19 protein-coding genes are annotated in these 26,445 nt (G+C 55.6%); 10 read left to right on the top strand and 9 right to left on the bottom strand.

Going from position 1 to position 26,445, the window contains the following annotated elements:
- The first annotated feature begins 64 nt into the window (after window positions 1–64).
- The gene (locus G491_RS0105450; RefSeq protein WP_028313860.1) at window positions 65–1,834 is read left to right on the top strand and encodes an alkyl/aryl-sulfatase; all 1,770 of its coding nucleotides are present in this window, start codon (window positions 65–67) and stop codon (window positions 1,832–1,834) included.
- A 68-nt stretch (window positions 1,835–1,902) separates the two neighbouring features.
- Here G491_RS0105450 and scpC read toward each other — a convergent pair whose 3' ends face one another.
- The 6 genes from scpC to G491_RS29530 all read right to left on the bottom strand — a co-directional run bounded on the left by scpC (window position 1,903) and on the right by G491_RS29530 (window position 9,977).
- Window positions 1,903–3,399: a succinyl-CoA:acetate CoA-transferase ScpC gene (gene scpC / locus G491_RS0105445; RefSeq protein WP_035217800.1), complete on the bottom strand. Its 1,497-nt coding sequence runs from the start codon at window positions 3,397–3,399 to the stop codon at window positions 1,903–1,905.
- Window positions 3,400–3,636: 237 nt separating this feature from the next.
- Window positions 3,637–4,986 (bottom strand): phosphoglucosamine mutase, encoded by a 1,350-nt coding sequence (gene glmM, locus G491_RS0105440; protein WP_028313858.1) that lies wholly within the window; start codon window positions 4,984–4,986, stop codon window positions 3,637–3,639.
- A gap of 55 nt (window positions 4,987–5,041) precedes the next feature.
- Entirely contained in the window at window positions 5,042–6,265 is a 1,224-nt protein-coding gene (locus tag G491_RS29535) for a hypothetical protein (RefSeq protein ID WP_035217798.1), read from the bottom strand.
- Window positions 6,266–6,290: 25 nt separating this feature from the next.
- Window positions 6,291–6,998 carry a Bax inhibitor-1/YccA family protein gene (locus tag G491_RS0105430; protein WP_012609282.1) on the bottom strand — a complete coding sequence of 236 codons (708 nt, stop codon included), beginning with the start codon at window positions 6,996–6,998 and terminating at the stop codon, window positions 6,291–6,293.
- Between the two features lie 85 nt (window positions 6,999–7,083).
- Window positions 7,084–8,934 (bottom strand): tetratricopeptide repeat protein, encoded by a 1,851-nt coding sequence (locus tag G491_RS0105425; protein WP_028313857.1) that lies wholly within the window; start codon window positions 8,932–8,934, stop codon window positions 7,084–7,086.
- A 56-nt stretch (window positions 8,935–8,990) separates the two neighbouring features.
- Window positions 8,991–9,977, bottom strand: coding sequence for a sigma-70 family RNA polymerase sigma factor (locus G491_RS29530; protein ID WP_012609284.1), 987 nt, complete (start codon window positions 9,975–9,977; stop codon window positions 8,991–8,993).
- Window positions 9,978–10,235: 258 nt separating this feature from the next.
- On the opposite strand from G491_RS29530, the gene G491_RS0105415 reads away from it, so the two are divergent.
- The 6 genes from G491_RS0105415 (at window position 10,236) to G491_RS0105390 (ending at window position 15,602) form a co-directional block, all read left to right on the top strand.
- Window positions 10,236–10,706: a PTS sugar transporter subunit IIA gene (locus tag G491_RS0105415; protein WP_028313856.1), complete on the top strand. Its 471-nt coding sequence runs from the start codon at window positions 10,236–10,238 to the stop codon at window positions 10,704–10,706.
- Window positions 10,707–10,741: 35 nt separating this feature from the next.
- A complete protein-coding gene (locus G491_RS0105410) occupies window positions 10,742–11,083 on the top strand; it encodes a hypothetical protein (RefSeq protein ID WP_012609286.1) in 342 nt (113 codons plus the stop codon).
- Between the two features lie 526 nt (window positions 11,084–11,609).
- A complete protein-coding gene (locus tag G491_RS0105405) occupies window positions 11,610–13,313 on the top strand; it encodes a DEAD/DEAH box helicase (RefSeq protein WP_028313855.1) in 1,704 nt (567 codons plus the stop codon).
- A 117-nt stretch (window positions 13,314–13,430) separates the two neighbouring features.
- Window positions 13,431–13,634 (top strand): YwbE family protein, encoded by a 204-nt coding sequence (locus G491_RS0105400; RefSeq protein ID WP_012609288.1) that lies wholly within the window; start codon window positions 13,431–13,433, stop codon window positions 13,632–13,634.
- A gap of 147 nt (window positions 13,635–13,781) precedes the next feature.
- Window positions 13,782–14,453: a spermine/spermidine synthase domain-containing protein gene (locus G491_RS0105395; protein ID WP_028313854.1), complete on the top strand. Its 672-nt coding sequence runs from the start codon at window positions 13,782–13,784 to the stop codon at window positions 14,451–14,453.
- A gap of 117 nt (window positions 14,454–14,570) precedes the next feature.
- Window positions 14,571–15,602 (top strand): MBL fold metallo-hydrolase, encoded by a 1,032-nt coding sequence (locus G491_RS0105390; protein ID WP_028313853.1) that lies wholly within the window; start codon window positions 14,571–14,573, stop codon window positions 15,600–15,602.
- A gap of 255 nt (window positions 15,603–15,857) precedes the next feature.
- Here G491_RS0105390 and G491_RS0105385 read toward each other — a convergent pair whose 3' ends face one another.
- The 3 genes from G491_RS0105385 to G491_RS0105375 are packed head-to-tail and all read right to left on the bottom strand — an operon-like array spanning window position 15,858 to window position 19,378.
- Complete coding sequence (locus G491_RS0105385) at window positions 15,858–16,793, bottom strand: carbon-nitrogen hydrolase family protein (protein ID WP_028313852.1); 936 nt, start codon at window positions 16,791–16,793, stop codon at window positions 15,858–15,860.
- Window positions 16,794–16,833: 40 nt separating this feature from the next.
- Window positions 16,834–18,195 carry a cation:proton antiporter gene (locus G491_RS0105380; protein ID WP_028313851.1) on the bottom strand — a complete coding sequence of 454 codons (1,362 nt, stop codon included), beginning with the start codon at window positions 18,193–18,195 and terminating at the stop codon, window positions 16,834–16,836.
- Window positions 18,185–19,378: a cation:proton antiporter gene (locus G491_RS0105375; protein WP_028313850.1), complete on the bottom strand. Its 1,194-nt coding sequence runs from the start codon at window positions 19,376–19,378 to the stop codon at window positions 18,185–18,187. The genes G491_RS0105380 and G491_RS0105375 overlap by 11 nt, the downstream gene beginning before the upstream one ends.
- Before the next feature lie 333 nt (window positions 19,379–19,711).
- On the opposite strand from G491_RS0105375, the gene G491_RS0105365 reads away from it, so the two are divergent.
- From G491_RS0105365 to G491_RS36245, 3 genes are all read left to right on the top strand, one after another.
- On the top strand, window positions 19,712–21,898 hold the full coding sequence (locus tag G491_RS0105365) for an acetyl-CoA hydrolase/transferase C-terminal domain-containing protein (RefSeq protein WP_012609294.1): 2,187 nt from the start codon (window positions 19,712–19,714) through the stop codon (window positions 21,896–21,898).
- A gap of 1,025 nt (window positions 21,899–22,923) precedes the next feature.
- Window positions 22,924–23,799, top strand: coding sequence for a transposase (locus tag G491_RS29525; protein ID WP_248635322.1), 876 nt, complete (start codon window positions 22,924–22,926; stop codon window positions 23,797–23,799).
- A gap of 403 nt (window positions 23,800–24,202) precedes the next feature.
- The gene (locus G491_RS36245) at window positions 24,203–26,443 is read left to right on the top strand and encodes a methyl-accepting chemotaxis protein (protein WP_248635319.1); all 2,241 of its coding nucleotides are present in this window, start codon (window positions 24,203–24,205) and stop codon (window positions 26,441–26,443) included.
- Window positions 26,444–26,445: the final 2 nt, after the last annotated feature.

Below are 26,445 nucleotides of genomic sequence, written 5' to 3'. Positions count from 1 at the left end.
GCCGGATAGCGCTCTGCTACCCGGCATAATCGTCACAGTTTCAAGCTGTTAGGGGGATTGGCTCATGAAAAAAGTATTGTTAGTATTCGTTGTCCTGTTGCTTGTTTGCGCAGGAGGAGTGGGGCTTTTCGTCAAGCTCCGCAGTCAGCCGGCCATGGAGAAGAAGACAATCGCCAATGTGCAGGCTGCAGGCAGCCTGAAGGAGCACACCAAGCACTTTGAACGCAAGGTGTATAAAGTAGCGGACAATATCTATTCCGCGGTGGGCTTTGGTTTGGCCAATTCCATCATGATCGAGGGCGATGACGGCCTGATCATCGTGGACACCATGGAAAGCCTCCAGGAGGCCCGTGAAGTCCTGGCGGAGTTCCGGAAGATTTCCGATAAGCCGATCAAGGCCATCATCTACACCCACAACCACACTGACCACATTTTCGGCGCCCAGGCCTTTGCGGAGGGCGGCGAGCCGGAGGTCTACGCTCACGAAAACCTGGGCTATTACGTGAATCGTCTTGTCAGCAAGATGAAGCCCATCATCGGTAATCGCAGCATGCGTATGTTCGGCAATTTTTTGGACCAGGAAGGCTTGGAGAACGACGGCATCGGTCCGTTTCTGGGCATCGGCCCGGACCGGGAGCTTGGCTACATCCCGCCCACGCAAACCTTTCGCGATAAAATGGACGTGGAAGTCGCCGGCGTGAAAATGGAGTTGATTTATGCGCCCGGGGAAACCAACGACACCATATACGTCTGGCTGAAAGGACCTCGGATTTTGATGACCGGGGACAACCTGTACCGCTCCTTTCCCAATTTGTATACGATCCGGGGGACGCCTTACCGCAGCGTTAAAAGCTGGTATCAGAGCGTGGACATCATCCGGGAACTCAAGCCCGAAATCATGGTTCCCAGCCATGGCCAGCCGATTTTCGGCGCTGAAAAAGTTTACGCCATCGCCACGGATTACCGGGACGCCATCCAGTACGTTCATGACCAGGGCATCCGGTGCGTGAATATGGGCATGACTCCGGACCAGATTGTGGAGCAGGTCCATTTGCCGCCTCATCTGGCGGCCTCTCCCTATTTGCAGGAGTACTACGGCAAGGTGTCCTGGTCTCTTCGGTCTTTGTTCGACGGAAACCTGGGCTGGTTTGACGGGGATTCGGCCACGCTTCAGCCGTTGTCCCAAAAAGACAACGCCCAGCTTATGGCAGACCTGGCGGGCGGAAAGGACAAGCTCCAAAAAGAAGCCCAGGCAAGGTTCGACCAAGGCCAGTATCAGGCGGCCCTGCAGTTGACCGGATACATCATCGCCCTGGATCCGCAAAATCCGGACGCCAGGGGCCTGCGCTCCCAGGCGCTTATTAAAATGGGAGAGCGGGAGGAAAACGCCAACGCACGCCATTATTACCTGACCGAAGCCCTGGAAATCCGGGACGGCTTTGTGGCCAGCACCGGAGACGTCAAATCCAGCCCGGAAATGGTTCACCGATTTCCCATTGAGGGATTTTTCGAGTTAATGGCTGTGGGCCTGGACCCGGTCAAGAGTGCGGACCTGGATCAGAAGGTTTCCATCAGGTTTACGGACGTGGGCAAGGACTTCACCATTCATGTGCGCCGGGGCGTGGCCGAAATTCAGCCGCGTTTGCTGGATAACCCGGACATCCTTGTGAAGGTGGACTCCAAAATCTGGAAGGAAATGCTGAGCGGCCTGCGCAACCCCGTGACGACCATGGCGGGATTCGACTATGAAAAAGGCGGAACCATCGCCTTCGCCAAGTTCATGAAGATGTTCAAAACGCCTGCACCCAAGCTGGCTTTTGAACCTGCTGCTTAAGGCCGGAAATGGTAATCAGGGAACGCATGCGCGTTCCCTGATTTTTCAAAGCAAATTATCCGCTTCAATTATGCACTCAATCCCGGAAGCATGGAGCCGGTCTCCATGAGGTTGCGGTGCAGCTCAAAGCATTTGTTCAAATCATGCGGGATATGGCCGGCCCTGGAGTTTTCAATGTACCGGAACAAATAATCCCGATACATGGGGTGGGCGCAGTTTTCGATGATTTTTTTCGCCCTGTGCAGGGGGCCCAGGCCGCGAAGATCCGCCAGGCCTTGCTCCGTAACCACCACCTGAACGGAATGCTCGCCGTTGTCAATATGGGGGCACATGGGCACCACTGAGGAAATTCTTCCGTCCTTGGCGATGGAAGGCGACATGAACACCGCCAGGTAGGAGTTTCTGGAAAAATCCCCACTGCCGCCGATGCCGTTCATGATGTCCATACCGTAAACATGGGAGGAATTCACGTTGCCGTAAATATCCATTTCCAGGGCCGTGTTCATGGCGATCACGCCCAAACGGCGGATGATTCCCGGATGGTTGGAGAGTTCCTGGGGCCTCAAGATCAGGCGTTTGGCGAAAAAGTCCATGTTATCCACGATCACGCCAAGAGCGTCCTCCGTGATGTTCAGGCTTGTAGCGCTGGCCCCGAGCAGCCTTCCTTTTTGCATGAGCTCCACCTGGGAGTCCTGAAACACCTCCGTATACATGGAAAACGGCGGTATATCCGGGTGAGTTCCCAAAACGCCCATGACCCCGTTGGCCACGTTGCCGACCCCCGCCTGGAGCGGCAGAAGTTCCTTGGGAATGCGTCCGGCTTTCATTTCTGAAACCAGGAACTCCACCAGATGCTCGGCGATTTGCTGGCTCACTTGATTGGGTTGGGAGAATTCCGAAACCGTATCCGGTTCGCTGTTCAACACCACGCCCGCCACTTTTTTGGGATCCACCGTGGCGTAAGGCACGCCGATCCGGCTCATGGGATGGGCGATGGGAATGGGATCCCTGTGGGGCGGCGGAGGCAATATCACGATGTCGGCCATCTCACGCAGGCGGGGCGACTGAACCGTATTGATCTCAATAATCACCTTGTCGGCCAAGGCCAGCATGGTGGGGGATATGCCGATGGAGGTGGTCAGGTACACCCTGCCGTCCGGAGTGACTTCCGAGGCCTCCACAACCGCCGCGTCCATCTTGCCGAGAAATCCGAACAGCATGGCCTGGGGGACGTGGGAAAGGTGCATGTCCACATATTCCACGTCCTGGTTGTTGATCTGCTTTCTCAGGCTTCTACCCGTCTGGTAAGGGGCGCGCCAGGAAATGGCGCCGGATTGGGCCAGCACCTCGTCAATGGCAAGGCCGCTGGATGCGCCGGTCAGCACGCGCATGGCAAAGGGCCGGCCTTTGCGGTGCTCGCTTTCCGCTTTATCCGCCAGGGCGTAAGGCACGGCCTTGGCGCCGCCCGCTGCTCCGAATCCGGAGAAGCCGATTGTTTGTCCGTCTTTTATGAAACTCGCCGCTTCTTTGGCTGTTATTACTGGATAAGGTCCGTATTTGGTCATCTTATTGCTCCGTTCCGTTAAAGTTACGCTGCGACCAAGCAGAGATTTTGCAACCTTTGTACCAAGCGCATTAGGGCTTGCACATTCAGGAAACAAAGGGCTGACGGAGCGGGAGCGCGCCGTTATTGCGGCGCTTTGGCGTCCGGATTTCTTACACCTTGGCCTCTTTTTTTACAGGGCCTGTAAAACGCCTTTTTCAAAAGCAGGCGCCATTGCACAACATGGGGGAGGGCCGCGTTATTCGCCCAACTCCTGCTTGACTACTTCGGCGATGGCCTGGGCGGTCCCTTGGGTGGCTTCCCGGGTGGGGCCTTCCACCATCACGCGGCAGACGGAGCGGGTGCCCGAATAGCGCACCAAAATCCTGCCCTGGTCGCCCAGTGCGTTTTCCGCCTTTTCAATGGCTGCGGCCACGGGTTTTACAGTCGCCAGGTCCGGCTTGGAAGTTACGGGGATGTTGATCAGAACCTGGGGAAAGACGTCCATCATGCGCCCTAGTTCCGACAAGGGTTTTTGGAAGTGCAGCATGGCGCCGATCAACTGGATGCCCGAAAGAATGCCGTCGCCCGTGGTGTGGCAATCCAAAAAGATCATATGCCCGGAGTCCTCGCCGCCGATGACGGCGCCGGAAGCCTGCATGGTTTCCAGGACGTACCGATCTCCCACGTCCGCGGCGATATGCTTGATGTCCATGCGATCCAGGGCTTTTTTAAATCCCAGGTTGCTCATGACCGTGCTGACCACGGTGTTTTGGGCGAGCCTGCCGGTTTCCTTAAGCCAGGCGCCGCAAATGATCAATATCTGGTCTCCGGAAATCCGGGCGCCCGTCTCGTCCACGGCGATAAGGCGATCTCCGTCGCCGTCAAAAGCCAGGCCAAGATGGGCATTGCCGGCAATCACTTCTTTCTGAAGCGTTTCGGGATGCTGAGACCCGCAGTCTACGTTGATGTTCATTCCGTCCGGGCTGGTGAACAAGGGAATGATCTCGGCGCCCAGTCGGGAAAACACCTGGGGTGCGATGGAATAGGTGGCGCCGTTGGAGGCGTCCAGGACGATTTTCAGGCCCTTTAAAGGCGTCTCGCCGGGAAGCAGGGATTGCAAAAAGGCCGCGTAGGAATCCTGGGCGTCGGGAATCTGATGGGTTTCGCCCACCGGTCCTCCTGGGAAATCCTTGAACGCCAGGGCTTCTATCTCATTTTCCACTTCGTCGGAAAGTTTAAAGCCCTTGCCGCCGAAAATCTTCAGGCCGTTGTCTTCAAAGGGATTGTGCGAAGCGGAAATCATGACGCCGGCGTCCAGGTCGAACTTCCGGATCACATGGGCCAGCCCGGGTGTGGGAATGACGTCCGCGAACATGGCGTCGGCCCCTGCGGAGCATATGCCCGCCGCGGCCGCGGACTCCAGCATATTTCCGGATATGCGGGTGTCTCGTCCTATGCCGATTTTCACGGCGCCGTTTTTACGGGATTGAAAATAGAGGGCTGCGGCCCGGCCGATTTTAACCGCCATTTCAGGGGTGATGGGATGTTGATTGGCTCTTCCCCTCACCCCGTCGGTTCCGAATAGTTTTTCCGCCTTGTTATCCACGTCTTCCCCAAATAAAATGAAGTTATCGGACTGAATGAATTTTGACTGATTCTTTTTATCGGCAGGAGGGGATGATGGCAAGGCTTTCTTCCAAAATCTTTTCAATAAAACCATTAAGCCAGGCGGTTCCCTGGGCGGCTTGTTCGGGAGACAGGCTTTTTATAAAATCCAGGTAGGCGCCTTGTCCGGTCTGAGCCAGGGCAATGAAGGATTCACCGCCGTTGGGATTTTGGGCGGCGCTTTTCCATTTTTCCAGACAAGCCGATACTTTGTCCGCCTTTTCCGCCAACTCTGTTTTTTGCGCAAAAAGGGCGTCTGATCCCTGGCCCGCTTTTCGCAAAATTTCGTTGGATTTTTCCAGCTTGCCGCAAAAAGCGTTGAATCGTTTGACGCGTTCGTCCAGGGCCTTGTCGCAGGCTTTCAGCAAGCCTTCAAACAGCGCCTTTTCCAGGTCGGTCCTGTAAAAGCAGGACCTGATGTGCACGTACCATAAACGCAAAGCCAACAGGTCGGCGGTATAAGCCAGATTATTGGCGGCGATCCTTTTGACCGCCCGATACACTCCGGGCGTGAAGGGCATGCTCGCCTTGGGCGCGGCGCGCTCCATAAGCAGGTTTCCGGGTTTGGAAACGTCTTTGCGCCAGACCGTTCCCGCAGCGGTTGTGTTGCCGTATTCAATCCGGCAGGGACCCACCAGGCCGCCCTGGCCGCCCAGGAAAATGGGAGGCTGGTTCAGCATAACGCCCCGGGCTACGTCGCCGATCATGGACGCCGTGGCTTTATCCTGCTGGGGGGTGTAATTGAAGTGGATGAATGAAGATCCCACCTCGCTGTGATTCTTCCGCTCCGTGCCTCCGGCCATGAGACAGTCGCAAAAATTGATCAGGCTTCCCAGGGTGACGAAAGGAAACAGGATGGTCTGCTTAAGCCCCACGCTATGGGCGCCGCTGGCCTGCTCTTCCAGGATGGTTCCCGGCCGTACGTGGGCGCAGGACCCCATGGAGGCTTCGTCCAAAAATACGGCGCCCTGGAAAAATCCGCCCTTCAATTTGACCCTGGGGCCGATTTGGCAGTCCTGCACCGTGGCCGGCGTTTCCTCTCCAAGCACGGCGCCGTCCAGGATGCAGGTGGATGCTCCGGTGATTCGGCATCCCGGATGGATGACCACGCCCCGGCCTGAAATGCGTGCGGGGTTGACCTCCTCACCCACGAACACGCTTTCGGGATGAGGCATGGCAACCCCGCGATTCAGCAATATGTCAATTTGTTTGTTGGCCATGAAAAGCCGCTTTCATTGGCTTTGCTTAGTCCCTGCCTCCGCCGAACAGGCGCAGCATCATCAGGAACAAGTTGATGAAGTCGAGATACAGGTGCAGGGCGCCCATGATAGCGCCTTTGCGCACGGCGGATGCGCCGATGTCTTCAGGCTGGGTCAGGGCCATTTCCTTGATCTTCTGGGTGTCGTAGGCGGTGAGGCCCACAAAAATTGCAATGGTCAGGTAGGTGATCGCCCAGTACAAGGCGGTGCTTGCCAGGAATATATTGACCACCGAGGCGATGATCACTCCGATCAGCCCCATGAACATAAACCCGCCCATGGAGGTCAGGTCCTTTTTCGTGACCCAGCCGTATACGCTGCACGCCGCAAAGGTGCCGGCCGTGGCGAAAAATGCCCCGAATATGGCGGTTTTGGCGTAGACCGCAAAAATAAAGGACATGGTCAGGCCGTTCAAGGCCGAATAAACCACAAACATGCCCGTGGCCGTGCCGGCTTTCATGGTTGTGATTCGTGAGCTTAAAATGAACACCAGCGCCAATTCGGCAATGATTAAGCCGATAAAGACGCCCGGAGTGTTAAATATCAGCTTGGTCAGCGCCGGAACCTGGAACGTGGCGTAAGCCAGGACGCCGGTCAAAGTCAGGCCGATGAACATCCAGTTGTACACGCTGGCGACAAAGGCGTTTACCCGCGCCTGGACTTGTTCCGGGGATTGATAGGTGATGGGTTCCATGGTGGTATCCTCCATTAATTTTAATAATCCAATGTTATGTCGTCTGATTATCGGCCCCCTCTTTAAAAATGGCCGATAACCTGCATCAATGCTCCAAGGCCCTGATTTTTTCTTTCAGTTCCGTGGGATCGTCGCCTCGCAGGATTTTTCCCTGCAAGGAAATTCGGTACGTTTCCAGGGCTTTTTCTGGATCGCCCGTCTTCAAATAGGCGTCGCCCAAATGCTCCCGGATGACCGGGTCTTTGGGGGCGAGCTCCACAGCCCTTTTTAAATAACCGAGGGCCTTTTCAAACTCGCCCAGCTTGAAGTACACCCAGCCCATACTGTCCACAATATAACCATCATCCGGCGAAATTTCCAGCGCTTTCGCCACCAGTTTTTTCGCTTCCTGCAGATTTTGGCCCAGGTCCGCGTAGGTGTAGCCTAAAAAATTCAGGGCGTCGGCGTTTTCAGGCTCGATTTTCAGAACCTGCTTCATGGTTTCGATGCAGGCCTCTTTGTCGCCTTGCTTGTCGTAAAGAACGCCCAAGGAGTAGAGCAGGTTGATATTGTCCGGCTCCTCTTCGATGCGGTCCGTAAGCGCTTTCACCGCCAATTCCTTGTTGCCGGCCTGTTGCTGCAGATTGGAGGCGTGGATGACGAATTCCGTCTCCAGGTGGTCGGCGGACTCCACGGCCTTGAGCGCTTCCAGGGCCGCCATGGCGTCTTCGGGTTTGCCGGTCAGATACGCCGAGTAAATCAGACCCTGGAAATAGTAGGAGGACTTGGGCGGAATGCTTTTATAGGCCTCCAGGGCTTCCTGCTTGCGACCCGTGGATTCCAGGGCGTAGGCCAGGAAATAGGAGAGCTCTCCGTCATTAGGCGCTTGTTTGTGCAGCGCTGAAAATATTTCGGCCGCTTCGGCGAAATACCCGTTGTTCATGTAGGAGTGGGCGATGCCCTTTGCAACCAGAGGATCCTGGGGATGCTCTTCCCTTAACTTGTCGAAAACTTCGTTGGCCTTTTCCAACTCCCGCCTGGAAAGATAATATTGACCAAGGCCCAGGTAGGGCAGGGTGTTCGAGGGGGCGTCCCTCATCATCTTGCTGTATATGGCCTGGACCTTCTCGTCGTTTCCCAGTTCCCTATAAACCTCGGCCAGGTTAAGCTGAACCTGTTCAAAGTCGGGCTTCAGACGCAGGGTTTCTTCGAAGGCTTGGGCCGCCAGGGGGTAGTCCCCCATATTATAGGCGACTCTGCCGATAAAGAACCATGCGCTGATCACGTCCGGAGAGTTGGGCAGGTTTTCGATGAAGCGCTGGTAGACGGAAATGGCCTTTTCCGGCTGATTGGCCTTATGATATGTCTCCGCCAGCAGAAAATAAGTTTGGGATTCCTCCGGGGCTGTCTTGAGAACCTTTTCATAGACGGCGGAGGCCTCGTTCCATTTTTTCAACTGCAGCAGGACCGCGGCCCGGGTCAGCAAAACCCGGACATTGTCCGGGTCCTCTTTCAAGAGCAGGGCGGACTCCTCCAGGGCGCCTTGGTAATTGCCCTTTTCCACCAGGATTTCCAACAGCCCTTGTTTTAAAAACCGGGACTCGGGATCCTTGGCGATGGCTTTGTCCAGGTATAACGAGGCTGCGTCCAGGTTTCTATTCCAGAGCATTCTTTGGGACAGCAGGTAGTTGTAATAGGCCCCGCTGCTTTCGGGAATAATGATCTTCTGGTGTTCCCGCCCCGGTATGACGGACCTGGCGGGCGCGGACTGCCCGGGCGGCTGCATCTTGAAGGTCAGGCCGGAACGGACGCATCCGGGCGTTATAAGCAGGGCCAAGCCCACTAACGCGCATACGCCCGCGCGAACCGAAGTTGAGGCGCTCTTGCGGGATGCGGTTTTTTTCGGCGGTTGTTCAGCCGGTTTGAAATCACAGGCGCCTTTGGGTACGTTGAACATCGCGACTCCAAAGCAAAATGACAAAAGGCCGGACCAAAGGGCCCGGCCGGGATTTTTCAGGGATTTCCCTGGGTGTCGGGTTCAAAGCCGCCCTGGTAATTGGAAAAGTCGGGAATTTCCTTCTCCAGGAACGCTTTGAGCTTCTTCACCACGCCGCTTTCCACCTGCCGTACGCGCTCCCGGGAAATGCCGTGGCGATCTCCAATTTGCTGCAGGGTGACGGGAGAGTCGGAAAACACCCGTTCATCGAAGATTTCCAGTTCCCGTTCCTTGAGGGTTTTGCGGAATATGTCAATTTTCTCCCGCAGGATGGTCTCCATCTCCTTGCGCGCCACCTGATCCTCGGCGGACTCGCTGGGAGTGGACAAAAACTCGATGCGTTCGGAGTCGGAGTCGTCCTTCACCGGAGCGTCCAGGGACAGGTCCCAATTGTTGAGACGCTGGTCCATGTCGATAATGTCCCGCTCCGAAACGCCCAGCTTTTCGGACAACAGCTTGGGTTTGGGGTCGAACCCCTCTTCCAGGAGCTTTTGCTTTTCCTTTTTCAGCTTGAAAAAGAGCTTGCGCTGAGCCTGGGTGGTGCCGATTTTAACCAGGCGCCAGTTGTCCATGATGAACTTGAGGATGTAAGCCTTGATCCAGAAGGACGAGTAGTACGAAAACTTGACGTTTTTGTACGGATCGAATTTTCTGGCGGCCTGCATGAGCCCGATATTGCCTTCCTGGATCAGGTCCAGGAGGTTTTGCATCCACACCCTTTGGAATTCCAGGGCGATTTTCACAACCAAACGCAGGTTGGCGGTTACCAGCCTGTAAGCTGCGTCCGGATCGTCAAATTCTTGAACCCGGACCGCAAGCTCCCGTTCCTCTTCTCGGGTTAAAAGGGGATATTTACTGATTTCAGATAGATACCTTTGCAGGGGATCGTAGGAAACCAGGGCCCTTTCTTTAGACGCCTTGCTTACGACCGCCGGCGGCTTGGCTTTGGCCGATTTTTCCTTTTTCTGCTTTTCTTCCAATGAATCGCCTTTATTTTCCGTCATATCAGCACTTTCTTAAAAAAAGTCGCCTCCCTGTCGGTCCGCTTCTCCCGGATTTTTCCCCTTGCTTCCGGGATGGCGGGATTTTAACTAGGAAAGTATCCCACATATTGTTTACGGTGTCAATTGGGACGGAGCGCCCGGCGGCGCCGACGCTTCATGGCTGGTATAAAGAAGGATAAATGATTGATTTTTCTCTGCACTTAAGTTTATTGTATGGTCCATGATTAACGATAATACACTTCCGGGATTTGGCAAGTCATGAAAGTTACTGATTATATGTCGCCAGAGCAGGTTTATTTGGACGCTCCCATCCGGGACAAGGAGGAAATCCTTGGCTTTGTGTCCCAGGCCTTCGCCCAATGCGGGGCCGCGCCGGATAAAGGCACGGTCTACGATTGCATGAAGGAGAGGGAGGACGTCATGAGCACCGGCATCGGCGGAGGCGTGGGCATCCCCCACGCCGCGTGCGCCGGAGTCACCCGGCCGGCGGTGGTTATCGCCAGGCCCGCCCAGCCGGTGGATTTTCAAGCCCTGGACGCCCGGCCCGTGGACGTGATCATCGCCATGGTTGTACCCAAAGCCCAGATCAGCCTCCACCTTCGCCTGCTGGCCGCCATTTCCAGGCTGGTGAAGTCAACGAATTTTCTGGATGACGTGCGGTCCGCGTCCTCATCAGGGGATCTGTTTTTCCTCATTAAAGAAATTGAAAATTCCATGGCTTTTCATTAAAGCCGGGAGTTTTTCGGGATGCAATATAGAACGCTATGTACTTGCTAATCGCCGTCATAAATAACGAACAGGTTTTGGAAGACCTGGTCACCGGATGGATCGACATGGGCATCACGGAGGCCACGGTGGCCGAAACCACGGATCTCTTGCAGCTTATCAGCAACAACATCCCCATATTCGCCGGATTCCGCACCATGACCACCGGCGGATCCACCCATAACAAAACCATCTTCACCGCCGTGGAGGACAAGGAGCTTTTGGAGAAAGCCACGGGCTTCATCCAAAGCCTGTTTCGCCAGACCGGCAAGCCCTCCCAGGGCTTTTACTTCGTCGTCCCCCTGGTGGACAAAGGCGCCCTGGGCCTGGAAGCGCTTTGATGTCCATTAGCGGTCGAATTTTTTGAGCACCAGCGAAGGCCTTATTTCCTCTGCTTCAACAGGGACGCCAGACTGCAAGGATGGAGTACGTAGTCGGGGCGGGAAATCCCCTTGTTGGGTTTCGCACATAGGTTTTTGGCTTCGATCATTGTCCCGGCGAGAAAAGAATGGTCTGTGTCGAAAAAGTTCTACATGCTCTACCTAACCTACTATTTTTATAAATAAAACGTAGGTTGGGTAGAGCGATGAAACGGATTGTGGTTGGGAAGAAGTGCATCTTGCCCAAACGCCTCATACAGTCTGCGTCGCCGCCGCGAAACCCAACAAATCGGGGGCGGGACGGTTCATTCAATTAAATATTCCTTGCCATAAAGCCGATTAGTGCGCTATACATAGCGGTTAACAAGGCCGGGCGTTGGTTTTGGTTGATAATGTTCCCCGGCCGCAGGGAATTCTTGAGTACGACGCCGTCCGGATTGCCCCGGGCGGTTTTTTTTGTCGCTTGCGACGGAAGAGAAACATCTACATGGATTTTAGAATATTAGGGCTCTCGGACGAACTGGCCAGAGCCGTGGAAAGCCTGGGCTTTGAAAAACCCACCCCCATCCAGGAAAAAGCCATTCCTTATCTGATTGAAGGGGAAAGGGATTTTGTGGGCCTGGCCCAGACGGGCACCGGAAAAACCGGCGCCTACGGCCTGCCTTTGATTCAGAGCATCGACCTGTCAATCTCCAGGCCCCAGGCCATTGTCATTTGCCCCACCCGGGAGCTTTGCCTGCAGATCGCCGGAGACCTGCGGGATTTCGCCAAGTACATGGAAGACATCCGCGTGGCGGCCGTATACGGCGGCGCGGACATTGTCAAGCAGATCCGCACCGTAAAGGGCGGCGCCCAGATTATTGCGGCCACGCCCGGGCGGCTGCTGGACCTGATCAACCGCAAGGCCATCAAGCCGGGCCATGTCACCCGCGTTGTCCTGGACGAAGCGGACGAAATGCTGAACATGGGCTTTCAGGAAGACATCAACGCCATTTTGTCGTCCTTGCCCGATGAGCGGCGGACCTGGCTGTTTTCCGCCACCATGCCCAAGGGCGTGGCGGCCATTGCCGCCAAATATCAGACGAACCCCGTGGAGGTTACCATGGGAGGCCGCAATCAGGCGTCCCCGGACATCTCCCACATCTGCTATATGATTCACGCCAAGAACCGCTACGCGGCCCTCAAGCGCATCCTGGACTATTGCCCGGACATGTTCGGCCTGGTGTTCTGCCGCACCCGCAAGGACACCCAGGAGATCGCCGAAGCCCTCATGGCGGACGGTTACAACGCCGACGCCCTGCACGGAGATTTGTCCCAGCCCCAACGGGATCAGGTCATGGGCCGGTTCCGCCGCAAGGCGGTCCAGGTATTGGCCGCCACGGACGTGGCCGCTCGGGGCCTGGATGTGGACGACATCAGCCACGTGATTCACTATGTTCTGCCCGACGATCCCGAGGCCTATACCCACCGCAGCGGCAGGACCGCCAGGGCGGGCAAGCAGGGCAAGTCCATCGCCCTCATCACTCCCAGAGAGAATTACCGCCTCAAGGATCTGGAGCGCCGCGGCAAGTTCTCCTTTCAACTGGACTCCCTGCCCCAGGGCCGGGATATCTGCCAAAAGCAGGTGGCCGGATTGGCGGAGAAACTCGCCTCGGTTTCGGTGCGGGAAAACGACATCGCCGAATACATGCCCGATATCCTTGACGCCTTTGAAGGCCTGAGCCGGGAGGAAATCATCCAGAAGGCCGTTTCCACGGAATTCAACAGGCTCCTGGATTATTACCGGAACGCAGGCGACATCAACGCCAAGCCCAGGGAAAAAGTAAAGGGCCAGGCTGGCGCCAAATTTACCCGGGAAAAAATCGTCGGAAAAGGCCGTCACGGCAAGGGCCCGAAAAAAGACAGGCTCAAGGGCCGGAAGACCCAGCGCTTTTTCATCAACCGGGGCCGTTTGGACAAGGTCAACGAAGGCGCCATCGTCCGCCTGGTCTGCGAGAATTCCGGCATCAAGTCCCGCAGCATAGGACAGATCGACCTGAACCGGGAATTCTCCTTTTTTGAAGTGGAAAAAAGCCTGGCCCCCAGGGTGCTGCGCGGCCTGGAAAACGCCACCCTGGACGGCAAAGCCTTACAGGTGCGGGCGGCGGACAAGCAAAAGCCGGCCGAAAAAGGCCGTAAAAAGGCGGCCTGAACGGAACGGAGCAGTGAGAAAGCAAAGAAGTAACGTATGCTTTACCACGGCTTCTATGTTTGGGCCCGATTTTTGCTATAATTTACGGCACGCCGACAAGGGCGGGAAAGAAATATCATGAGCGTCCCTTTGCGCAAAGACATCAAGCCCGGCATGGAGGCCGACATCGTGCTGAAGCAGGACCAGCGGTCGGGCAAGCTGACCCGGGGCGAGGTAAAGGATCTCTTGACCAAATCCCCCTCCCATCCCCATGGAATCAAGGTGCGTTTGACAAACGGGCTGGTGGGACGGGTGAAAAAGGTGTATAGCGTCGCCGAATAAGGCCGCAGCCGAATCAGCGAAAATGAGGCTTATGGCCGCTGGTTTGGACGGACCGGAAAGGGCGTTATGGCGAACCCGTTTAAAAATTTTTTGGGATTGTTTGAAAAATCCGGCCAGGATCAAAGCGAATCAGGAGACGATGATTCCGTGAAACCTTGGACAATGATGGAAACCTCCCAGACGCCGGCCGACGGCGGCGCCGTCAGTCTGCACCGCAGGGGAAAGGAATATTCCATCCGCATTGACGGACAGGAGCTCATGAACAGCCGCAGGCACGGCTCCGAAGAAGAACTGGCCCGGCTGGCCTGCCAGGCCGTGGCCGACAGGGCCGACTGCCGCGTTCTCATCGGCGGCCTGGGCATGGGCTATACTTTGGCCGCCGCCCTCAAGCATCTGGACTCCACGGGAACCGCCGTGGTCGTCGAGCTCATCCCGGCCGTGGTCCGCTGGAACCAGAATTACATAGGGCATCTGGCCGACAAGCCCCTGGAGGACGAGCGGGCCGCCGTCATCCAGGGCGACGTGGCCCAGACCATCCAAAAAAGTCGGCAGGCTTTTGACGCCATTCTCCTGGACGTGGATAACGGCCCCGAAGGCCTGACCCAAAAGGAAAACGACCGCCTGTATCAGCCCGAAGGCCTGGAGGACGCCCGCAAAGCCCTCCGCCCCGGAGGCGTGCTGGCCGTTTGGTCCGCAGCCAAGGATTCCAGTTTCTCCAAAAGGCTCAAGGCGGCCGGATTTCAGGTGGACGTCCACAAGGTTCGGGCTCATCTGGGCAAGGGCTCCCGCCATTTCATCTGGATCGCTAAAAAGAAATAGTTGTGGAATCTCCCAATTTCCCCTATTTGTAACGGCATGAAAAAGAAAATCCTCTTTGTATTCCTGTGTGTTTTGGCTTTGGCGCTGATCTGCGGTTTGGTTCTGAGGCGATCCGCCATGAAGCAGGCTGCGGAATTTGACGAAAAAACCTGGGCCGAACTGAACGAGTCCATCGATCCCCAAACCCTCTACCTTCCGAACCTTGAAGACGGCCGATTTTTCGCCCCCTGGAACCGGTACAAGGAAAAAAGATTCCGGGACGTCATGGGCTGGAGGCTTTCCCCCAAGGAAAAATTCACGGAGGAAGAGGAATCCTTTCTGCCCCAGGTTCTGCCCAATCCCGTGGAGCGCATCAAGGCTCAACAGGGCGACTTCATTATGTGGATCGGCCACAATACCTTTTTAATCCGCATAGACGACGTATACTGGATCACCGACCCCATGTTCAGCAAACGGGCCTTGCTGCCGGCCCGCCAGACTCCCCCGGGAATCTCCCTGGACGAGCTGAAAAGCATCGCCCCCAAGGTGCGGGTGATTATCTCCCACAATCATTACGATCACCTGGATTCCGCCAGCGTCAAGGCCTTGCCCGAAGACGCTTTGGTTTACGTCCCCCTGGGCCTCAAAGAAACCGTGGAGGGCATGAACAAAACCAATGTGCACGAAATGGACTGGTGGGATGAGACGGCGGCGCCGGGCGGATTCCGCCTAGTCTGCCTGCCGGCCCAGCACTGGTCCATACGCGCAGGCATGGGCCGCAACGCCTCCTTGTGGGCCAGTTTCATGCTGATCAAGGGGGATACGGTCGTCTATCTGGGCGGCGACAGCGGATATTTTCCCGGATACAAGGAGTACGGCAAGGTCTTCCCGGACATCGATTACGCCTTGATTCCCACGACAGCCTACCATCCCCGATGGTTCATGCATTATCAGCATATGAATGTCACGGAAGCGCTTCAGGCCTTTGACGAACTCAACGCCCGGTATTTCATCCCCACCCAATGGGGAACCTTTCGCCTGAGCGACGAGCCCCCGGGTTTTCCGGCCCTGGACCTGAAACGTCAGATCGCCCAACAAGGCCGCGACGCGTCCCGGTTCATCATCCCGGACATCGGTCGGATTATTCCCATCCAAAACGGGGACAAATAAAAAATTCGCGGGGGATAACTCGTTTCCCCCAACTCTAACCCAGCACGGGGATGACGGATTGCGACGGCGGTCGCATGGGCTTGTTGTCAGTGCTCGAGGCGTAGAGCTTGCGAAACCCAACAAAAAAAGGGTGTTAGCATCCGGTATCCAACTGTCCCATTGGAGGTGTCCCTGTGCGCCCAGCCGTTTTTTCGATGAGGGTGCATAATCAAGGTTGCAAGCGCCCTTTGCTTAAACAATTACCTTAGAAGACCGTCATCCCCGCAAGGGCGGTCCCGCTTTTTCAGGATGGCCCGCAAGCGGGGATCCAGCGTCTTTCTGCTTAATGTAAATAGCCTTTGCGCCTGCTTCGAAAACCCGGTCGTAGAGGCTCATGAAGACGGGCAGTTTGGAGGGAATTTTCACGGAGGCATTGGCCCCCTTGGATGGGGATAAATCCACGTCCGCCGTCAACACTCCCTCAGAGCCGGGGGCGAGTGGACCTATACTGCTTTCGTCCGGCAGGTAAACGCCGGAACGCCCGGCGTAATTTCCCCGCCAAATCAGGGGCGCAGCCAGGGAGCCCTTGGTGCTAAATCGGCCGCCCATGCTGCACAAGATCACGGGGACTCCCCATTTTTCCGCCAGCAGGCGGGGCAGGTTCGTCAGCCTGTCCCGAATTCCGGGCGTTTGGGCGAACAAATTGGGGATTGCAAAGGCAATGAGAATAAGGACGCACCCGGAGTAATCCGCGCAAACGATTTTAGGGGCGAAAGTCTCCGCGCACATTATCAAACCGATTTTACCCAGGGACGTCTCCACAATGGGCGCATCGTCGGCCTCCAGGGAATACACCTTTTCCGCGGCGGGGATGAACGATTTCCTGCGCCGGATTAAGGGCCTGCCCGGCGCCTGAATCGCAAACCGGTTATAAACACGGCCGTTTTCCGGACACAGATAGGACCCGGCTATGACCATATCCAATGCGGCGGCCTGATCTTCCATCCATTGGGCGGTTTTGACGCCGGTTCGAACGGCTGTTTGCAGCAGCCTGGGCTCCAGGGTGTTTCCCGTGGGGAAAAACTCCGGCAGCACGGCCAGTCGCACCCCGGCTTGCTTAAGCTCTATAAGCCGATCGGCGTACATGCCCAGGTTGGAGTCCACCTGATAATGCCCGACCTTCGGCTGTATCAATCCGATGTTGATTTTCACGGCAGACCTCGAACCATTTTGTGTTCACATAAAGGCGGCCTTATTTTTTATCCGGTGTTTCGCCCACCTGGTTAAGCGCTAACTTAAGCAGCACCGGTCCGGCGATCTGGTTGACGGCGATGAGCGCCAGGACCACGGTCAGGAGGTAGCAGCCGATTTCCGGAAACTGGGCCTGGGCGAGCCCTGCAAGGCCCACGGCCACGCCCGCCTGGGAGACGAATGCCATGAACGCCCGTCTGCGATGGGGCGCCGGGCTTTTGGTCATGAGGCCGGAGAGATTGGTCGCGGTCCAGATTCCGCCCGCGCGCATGAAGGCAATGGCTAAAGCCAGAGGCCAGGTGGAGGCCAGGGCGTTCAGATCCAGGGAGGCTCCTGTCAGGCAGAAAAACAGAAGGTAGACGGGCAGGGAGAATCGCTCCAGGGTGTCCACGAATTTATTCCCGTAATGGGAAAAATTGGCCACCACAAAGCCGGCGGCCATGCAGATAAGCAAAGGCTCCATATGCACGGAGGCGTTGTAGTGCTCGTGGATGTACCAGCTCAAAAAGGCCGAGACCCTGGCCACGCCGAAAGCCGCCAGAAGCAGGACCAGGGGCAGGTCGTGCCCCACTTTTTTGATGTAATAAGCCAGGCCCCATCCCAATAAAGCGCCCAACAGCACGGAAACCAGCAATTCGCCCCCCAGTACGGCAAAAACCATGGGGTCCGCCCCCTGGGACATCAAAAGGGCCCTTGCGGCCGCCATGGCGATGGTAAACAGCACGATTACAATCACGTCAATGGCTACGGTCACGCCCAGGGCGGTTTCCGTAAAAGGCCCTTTTGCCTTGGTTTCGGCAATGATGGCGATGACGGAGGACGGAGAAATCGCCACGGCCAGCACGCCTAACAGCAGGCCCATGGCGAGGATCTCCCGCGGGCTGAGCTGGGCCGTAAACGAGAACATGGGGCCGGTGAGGCTTACAAGCGCGGCCACGGAGCAAAACACGATCAGGACGATGAAAAGCACGGTCAGGCCGATATGCACGAACCTCTTGGACAGCTCCTTCAACTCCAGGCTGCCCCCGGCGGTGAGGGCGATGAAGCTCAGGGCCAGGTCGTCCACCAGCCGCAGGTCCATTATTCGTTCGTGGGTGAAAATCCCCAAAGCATGAGGGCCGATAAGTATGCCGGCGAAGATGTACCCCGTGATTCGGGGGAGCTTCATTACCTGGAAAATGATCGCGCCCACGTAGCCCGCCAGCATGAGGAATCCCAGGGAGAAATTCATGGCGCCCGACGCCTGCCAGCTTTCCTCCGGATTGTATGTTACGTACCATAATCCCAGGATGGCCATGATACCTATGGCCAGGGATATGGGCAGCCACCGGGGCTTGGCGTTTGGCTGGGGATTAGGATTCACGGCCTCCCCCTTGTAAAATCAAATGGATGAAAGCCGGGCCTAACAGTTCGTTCAGCACAACCCCCACAAGAACCGTGCTGACCACGGGGATTGCGTATGATTGGGGGAAGCTCATGGAGAAATCCAGCAAAATGGCCATGGCCATGCCGCCGTGATCCAAAAGCCCCAGGCCCAGGTCCGAAGGCGCGCCCCTAAGGGACGGGATGCCGTGGGCTGCGGCGACTCCGCCCGCGATTTTCGCCAGGATGCGCCATGCAAAGTACATGAGTCCGCCGAAGAAGTATAAAAAGGAGTCCATGTGCCAGACCGATCCCAGGAAGATCAGCAACACCAGATAGGCCGGCTTTTCCACGGCGGCGATCATGCCGTAAAGCCTTTCCTTTTCCCGGGTGATGTTCACCAGCAGCAGGCCCGTGGCGAAGTTCACCACCAAGGGGGACAAATCCAGCATGGAAGCCACGCCGCTGCCCAGGATGACGCCTCCCATGAGCACCACGGTCAGCTCCTCCTGGCTGCGTCTGCGGTTCAGGAATAGCAAAAACAGCAGGGTCTGGCAGGCGATGCATGCAACGGCCTTCAGCGCCAGCCAGCCAAAATGCATGTGGGCCGCGGAATCCGGTCTGAGGAGAAAAGCCGCGGAAAACACGCCCAGGGCCAGGGCGCCGTCCGCACTGGACATGACTTGGATCAGGTTGACCAAGGCCCGGTTTCGGGGCGCCCGGGCAAGGGGGGAAAGGGCCAGGCTGACCTGGGCCGTGTTGCAGGCCGCCGCGGCAATGGCTACGCCGGACAGAACGTAGGCTGCGTCGGGCAGGTCCAACACCCGGGGCAATACCAACCACGCCCCCAGCATCATCAAAAGGGCGGTCAGGCCGCAGGCGACCGCCGCCGCGCCCAGATGGCTGTTGGGCGCCCGCCGCAGTTTGGGGATTTCAAATTGAAACCCGGAGAGCAGCCCCACCCATCCCAGAACCAGGGCGCACAGAGGCGCCAGTCCTTTTTGCGACTCCGCATCCAGGATATTGAGAAAGCCAGGCCCGATCAGAAACCCGAAAAAAAGGTATTCTATTCCCGTTAAATAGAAATTCTGGGCCAGGACAGGCGCCTTCAAACTTTTGAAACTTCGGCGGTATCCTGCAAAAGCCAGGATCAAAATTAACAGGAAAACAAAGGTCGTTTTCATACTTTCATTCTAACCCAAAGAGTCGTTAAGGCCAATAAAATTCAAAGTTTAACACTGTTGCACATCCATTTTTTGTTTGCAACCATGTTGAAATGTGTTAATGCCCATTTCGGAAGAAACCGTGTCGTATGAGGTTAAATAATTGGATTCAGGAACTCCATTTTTCTGGGGGGGAGAACCTGGATTTTTTTTGCGCCCGAAAATCGGCGGGCTTTTTGCACATAGAGCGGTCTCCAAGAAGGCGATGGGGGACAAGGAAGGCGCCCCGTCCATGCATATCCCTGGGGGGAGGGCGGACGCCTTAAATGTAATTCCTGGAGGAGAACTTTTTAAATGGCGGACAATCAACCAACTTTTTATGACGACGTGGAGAAGTGTGCTGACGACATTATTCGGATCATGGGTAAAAGAGTGAACTTTGCCATGCCCCTGGCATTGGGAAAATCCTATCATCTGACCAACGAACTTTACCGGCGTGCCAAGGAGGATCCGGAAATCCAACTGACCTTTGTCACGGCCCTGGCCCTGGAAAAACCCACCTGGTCCAGCGACCTGGAAAAACGCCTGGTGAAGCCCATGCGGGAGAGGATCTGGAAAGGGGTGCCGGATTTTGATTATGTGCTGGACATGAGAAAGAACGCCTTGCCCAAAAACGTTGTGGTCACGGAATTCTTTTTCAAGGCAGGCAGTTACAACAATGTGCCCATGGCTCAGCAAAACCATAGCAGCTCCAATTACACCCACGCCATACGCGACATCACCAATTGCTTCGACACCCTGGTGGCCTGCCAGTGCGTCTGCAAAGGCGAAATCGACGGCGAGACGGTTTACAGCAATTCCTGCAACTCGGATCTGGCCTACGAAATATATCCCTCCAAGCTGGAGGCGGAGCGCATGGGCAAAAAAGTGATCTATATCGGCCATGTCAACGACACGCTCCCTTTTATGTACGGCGACGCGGTGGAGCCCGAACATCATTTTGACATGATCCTGGACAGCCCCAAGTATTGTTTTCCCTTGTTCTCCGCGCCCAAGGCCCCCGTCTGTACAAAAGACTATATGATCGGCCTCCATGTGAGCAGCCTGATCAAGGACGGCGGCACCCTGCAGATCGGCATCGGAACCCTGGGCGACGCCATCGCCAGCGGCCTGCTCATGCGGCATCACAATAACGGCGATTACAACCAGCTTCTGGATGACCTGGGAATCAACAACCGCTACAGCCGGCTGATTGATAAAATCGGCGGCCGCGACGAGTTCGCCCAGGGCCTTTACGGCGCCACGGAAATGCTGGTGGACGTGTTTATTGAATTATACACCGGCGGCATCATCAAGAGAAACGTCTACCACAACATCCCGTTAATGAGAATGATTAACGACGGCGCTCTGCAGGAGGAGTTCACCCCCGAATCCGTCAAGGAGCTTTTGCTGCAGGACGAACACTTCCCGATCCTCAAGGAACAGGATTTTATATCCCTCCGGAACTACGGCATTTTCAAGGATGATCTTAGGTACGAGGACTACCACCTGGTGAACGGCGCCGGCAAATACTCGGTGGATTTCCGGGATTCCGCCAACCTGGACGCCGTGCTGGAAAACTGCCTGGGCGACAGGCTGAAAAACGGCGTGGTGCTCACCGGCAGCTTTTTTATCGGCCCCAACGGATTTTACGACTTTCTCCGGGACATGAGCGACGAAGAACGGAAAAAATTCGAGATGACCGGCGTCAAGGTGGTCAACCAGCTTTACGGGGACGAGGTGCTTCGCAGCCTGGAACGCAAGGACGCCCGGTTCGTCAACGCGGGCATGAAAATCTCCCTCATGGGCAACGTGGCTTCCGACGCCCTGCGAAACGGCACGGTCATCAGCGGGGTGGGCGGGCAGTATAACTTCGTATCCATGGCCCACGCCCTGCCCGACGCAAGGCTCATCATGATGCTCCGCAGCACCAAGGAAACGCCCAAGGAAGTCAAGTCCAATATTCTGTTCAATTACGGCTACACCACCATACCGCGCCACTTACGGGACATTGTGGTCACCGAATACGGCATAGCCGACCTTCGGAGCAAACAGGACTGGGTGGTGATGACCGAACTCATCAAAGTCGCCGACTCCCGCTTCCAGGACGAGTTGCTGGACGAAGCCAAAAAAGCCGGGAAAGTGCCCATGGATTATGAAATTCCTTATGAATACCGCAATAACTATCCCGATCAACTGGAAAAGAAGCTGGCGCCCTTCAAGGCCAAGGGTTACTTCAAGCCCTTCCCCTTCGGCAAGGAGTTCACGGACGAGGAAGTGGCCCTGGGCGCCTCCCTGCGTAAGTTCAAGGGCGGCATGACGGCCAATAAATTCAAGGCCTCCAAGGCGCTCATCAAGGATTTCAAGGCGCCCGTTCCTCCGGAAGCGACGCCGTATCTCAAACGCATGAACCTGGACGCCCCCAAGGGCGTTAAGGAAAAACTCATGCAAAAGCTGGTGGTGCACGCCCTGTCCAATGCCGGGTATGTGAAGCTGCAATAGCCGCCGCTGAAATTTTTTTTTGAAACTGCGCGGGGGGGCGACCCCCTGCGCGAATAATGTGCAACAAAGCATCCAAGCCCTGTTCCGGCGCCGCCGGGACGGGGCTTTTCTCTTTTTTGGGTATTGAGTTCAAAAGGCGCCTGGTTCCCAAGGAAACAAAATCCATGCGCTCTCCCTCCATCATGTATGGCGCACGCCTTCCCCCCAAACTAAAGTCTTGATGCAGGGAGCCTGTGATAGTATGAATCAGCAGTTCCTATAATCAAAAAAAATCTTTGTGCGGGTTCGCCTGCGTGAACCCTTTTCCATTCCCGTACTCGTATTGCAGCAAACGGCGGATTATCGCCAGCTTCTTTGACATTCGAATAAAAATACGGCAAAGTTGGGGGAGGGTTGGCTTGGTAGGGCCGTTCCTTCCCTTAATATAAACGCTCACTAACCCTTTTTTTTCTAAATTACATCTGTATAACAAGCTAATTTTAAAATTAATCCAAAGTTAGTGACTTATTAAGGGACGTCCCCAAGAATTTTTTTTCGAGCCAGTAATAATCTATCACTTATAAAAAGACAAAATGGACACATTATATGGGGGTTCCTTCTTGTGGCCTTAGGACTACTTGATCTTTGGGCACATAGGGCGTGGTGAACAGGGCTCTTGGACTTTAGAACTTCAGGGGACGTTTTAAAGAAAGAAATGACTTTAGGGGACGTGTTTAAGAAATTAAGAAACTCTGTAGCACATTGATTTTGTACGATGTTTGAGGCGGTTGGACTGGTTGGCAAGCCCCCAGAGTGGGGCCTGAAACATAAAATTTCGGTTTTCGCCCGCATCTGAATCTTGGGGACGTCCGTCAAAAAGTCAAAATGACTTTGGACTCTTGGGGACGTCCGTCAAAAAGTCAAAATGACTTTTGGGGACGAATGACTTTTGGGGACGTCTTTGATTATTTGACTAACTCCATCATTGACTTTCATGATTTAGGGGACGTGACCTGGGTGATAATTTAAGGTAATAGGAACATATTATGCCTCGCCAATCCCGATTAGACGCGCCCGGTTTATTGCATCATGTGATGATCCGTGGAATCGAGCGCAAACCGATTTTCGTCGACGACCAGGACCGGGACGCCCTTGTGGATCGCCTTGCCCTGATCCTGCCTGAAACCCAAACGGTCTGTTACGCGTGGGTTTTCATGGATAACCATGCCCACTTCCTTTTTCGCAGCCCCCCTGGAGGGATCTCCCATGTCATGCGCCGCCTCATGACCGGTTACGCCGGCTATTTCAACCGCCGGTATTTTCGCCATGGCCCTTTGTTTCAAAACCGGTTTAAATCCGTGCTCTGTCAGGAAAACGCGTATTTCAAAGAGTTGGTTCGATACATCCATCTGAATCCTCTGCGCGCAGGAGCGGCTTCTGACTTGAAAGAGCTTGCATCCCACCGGTATTGCGGCCATGGAGCCTTGCTGGGAAACATGGAACGCCCCTGGCAGGAAACGGGTTTTGTTCTGGCGGCGTTTGGGGGCTCTTTACGCGTTTCGTGCAAGCGTTACAGCGATTTCTTGAAGTCCGGACAGAGCATGGGCCGGCGGGATGACCTCACCGGCGGAGGACTTGTGCGCAGCCTGGGAGGCTGGGAGGCGGTCAAGGCGGCGTTTCCATCCAAGGAATCCCGCCAGAAAAGCGACCAACGAATTTTGGGGGACGGGGATTTTGTGCAGTCGATCCTGAACCAAGCCAAAGAAAACCTTGCCGCCAGGTATCTTCTGGCGGCCAAAGGCATTGACAAAAAAACAGCCTTGGAAAAGGCCTCGGCGCTTTTTGGCGTGGAGCCTGAGTGGGTCCTTGCCAAATCGCGGCAGAGGCCTTTGGCCGACGCCCGAAGTCTTTATTGTTATTAGGCTGCAAAAAAATGGGGAGCCGCCCAAGCAGATCTGGCCCGGGAACTGTCAATGACCAGTTCAGGGATAACGCACGCCGTAAATCGCGGCCGGAGAATAGCCTATGAAAACAGCTATATATTGGATGATTGCCCCCTTGATTCCGAGCCGCCAAATGGATAATTAGTACCTTATAGGATGTCCCCTATAACGCTCGCGCCGGGTTTCTCCGCACCAACTCCCGCGCCTCTCCAGGCCGTTTTGCCTCCAACCCATTCCTTTGACGGCTTTTTACAAACGAGCGCTAAAGCCGGTTCGTTTGTGGCATGCATTTTGCTCATTCAAACCTGAACATTTGTTTTTCGGCTATGCCTCAGCAAGGAGAATGGAAATGTTCGAAAAAATGAAGGTAAGGACGCAGTTAATGTATGGTTTTGGTCTTGTTTTAATCTGCCTTGTGGCCGTGATTGTCGTTTCAACCAACGGCTTTCAAAAAACCGCCGGCAGCTTTGCTAATTTATTGACGAACGAAGGCGGTATAAAAGTGGCGACCATAAAGGCCGGCGCAGGCATGCTGGAATGCCTGAGTAATGAAAAGGATTTCATGTTGTACAAGGATCCTGAGTATGTGGAGCAATTCAGTCAAAGCGCGGCTGCATTTGAAAAGATGCTAGGTGAAACAATAACCCTGGCCAGGGAGGCGGGCCACGAGGATATCGCGCGCGCGGCCGGGAAGGTCATTATCAAGGAGCAGGAATATGTTACGGCGTTTCATACCCTGGTGGAGGCGGAGAAGCGAAAGGGCCTGGATCCTGTGTCCGGGCTGCAGGGGGCTCTCAGGGAGCAGGCGCAGATTCTCCAGAACGCCATGGGCAAGCATGCCATAGACGACCTTCGGGAATCCTACCTGAACCTTCGCCGCCATGAAAAGGACTACCATCGTACTCAGGCCGACCGCGACAAAACAACATGGGATGAAGCCATTGCTGAATATGAAGGCCTCCTGGGGAAAAGCACGGGCGATGCGGAGTCCGTCAAGGCCCAATTGGAGGCGTTGGATTTGTATAAAAAGTACCGGGCCAGATACTTTAAAACCCTGGAGGATTACGGCCCCGGCCTCATGCTTGACTCCTCTTATGAATCCCTGAACAGAAGACCGGTCCGCGATATGGAGGAAGCCATAGCTTCGACATACGTGCCGCGGTCGGAAGCCTTGATTCTGTCCGTGAGAAAGGCTGAAAAGGATTATTTGCTTCGGGGAGAGGACAGGTATGTAGACGAAGTGCATCAGGGAATGGAGGCGTTGGTTCAAGCCCTGGAAAGCTCCCAGGTCGCCCAGGAGGAGGTGGATCGCCTGAAAGCGGCCATCAACCAATACCTTACGGTCTTTGACGAATTGGCTGCCGAGGATCAAAATGTGGCCTCACTGTCCAAGGCCATGAATGACAGCGTTAATGCCATTACTCCCTTGCTGAGGGCCATGGATAAACAGGTGGATGAAACCATAGCCAAGGTTACCAATGACACTGCGGCATTTGCAGGCCGGCAAGGAAAAATTGGGATTGGCGTGGGGATTTTTGCTATATTGGCGGGGATTCTGGCCGCTTTCCTTATTACGGCTTCCATCCGCCGGCCCATCGCCAGGACGGTTCAGTTCGCCCAAGCCATAAGGGACGGGGATTTGTCCAAACGCATGCGCTTGAACATGGATAATGAAGTGGGGCAGCTTTCCGATGCCTTGGACGCCATGGCGGACAGTATCGAGGCCAGCCAAGCCGAAATACAAAAGAACCTGTCCGAGTTGCAGGAGGTTGTGCAAAATGTAACCCAGGTTGCGCATCAGGTGACAAGCGGCGCCAACCAGGTCGCCGACGCCAGCCAGTCTTTGTCTCAAGGGGCGACCGAGCAGGCCTCATCCCTTGAGGAGATTTCCGCATCCATGAATGAAATCCATTCCCAGACCCGGACGAACGCCGAAAACGCGGAACAGGCCAGCCAGCTTGCAAGCTCCGCCAGGGATTCCGGGCAGCAGGGAAGCGAACAGGTGCAGGCGCTGGAGTCCGCCATGGCGGATATTGAAAGAGCCAGCGGGGACATTTCCCGCATCATCAAGACCATCGACGACATTGCCTTTCAAACAAACCTCCTTGCCCTCAACGCGGCCGTTGAAGCCGCCAGGGCCGGCGCCCACGGAAAAGGATTCGCCGTGGTTGCTCAGGAAGTACGGGCTTTGGCCGCCCGCAGCGCCAAAGCGGCGGAAGAAACTTCCGTCCTTATTGAAGGGTCCGGAGCGAAAATTTCCCATGGAAACGACGTGGCTCAACAGACAGTGAGCGTTCTCACGGAGATTATTCAGGACGTTGGCAAAGTGTCTGACCTGGTGGATGAAATCGCCGCCTCCTCCAACGAACAGGCCCAAGGCATATCTCAAATTAACCAGGGCCTTACCCAGATTGACTCCGTAACCCAGCAAAACACCGCCAACGCCGAGGAAACCGCGGCCGCGGCCCAGGAGCTTTCGTCCCAGGCCGGCTCCTTAAGAGAGATTCTTGATAATTTTGTCAATAATAGACAGTCCGCCGATGTGTATGAGGAGCAGCCTGCAGAGGCCTTGCCGGCCCCGGATGAGCCCCGTCAGGCGCCGGCCCTTACCTGGGGGGATTGACT

The organism is Desulfatibacillum aliphaticivorans DSM 15576, from assembly GCF_000429905.1.
GTDB classification, from domain to species: domain Bacteria; phylum Desulfobacterota; class Desulfobacteria; order Desulfobacterales; family Desulfatibacillaceae; genus Desulfatibacillum; species Desulfatibacillum aliphaticivorans.
This window is presented reverse-complemented; position numbering and strand designations above follow the sequence as displayed.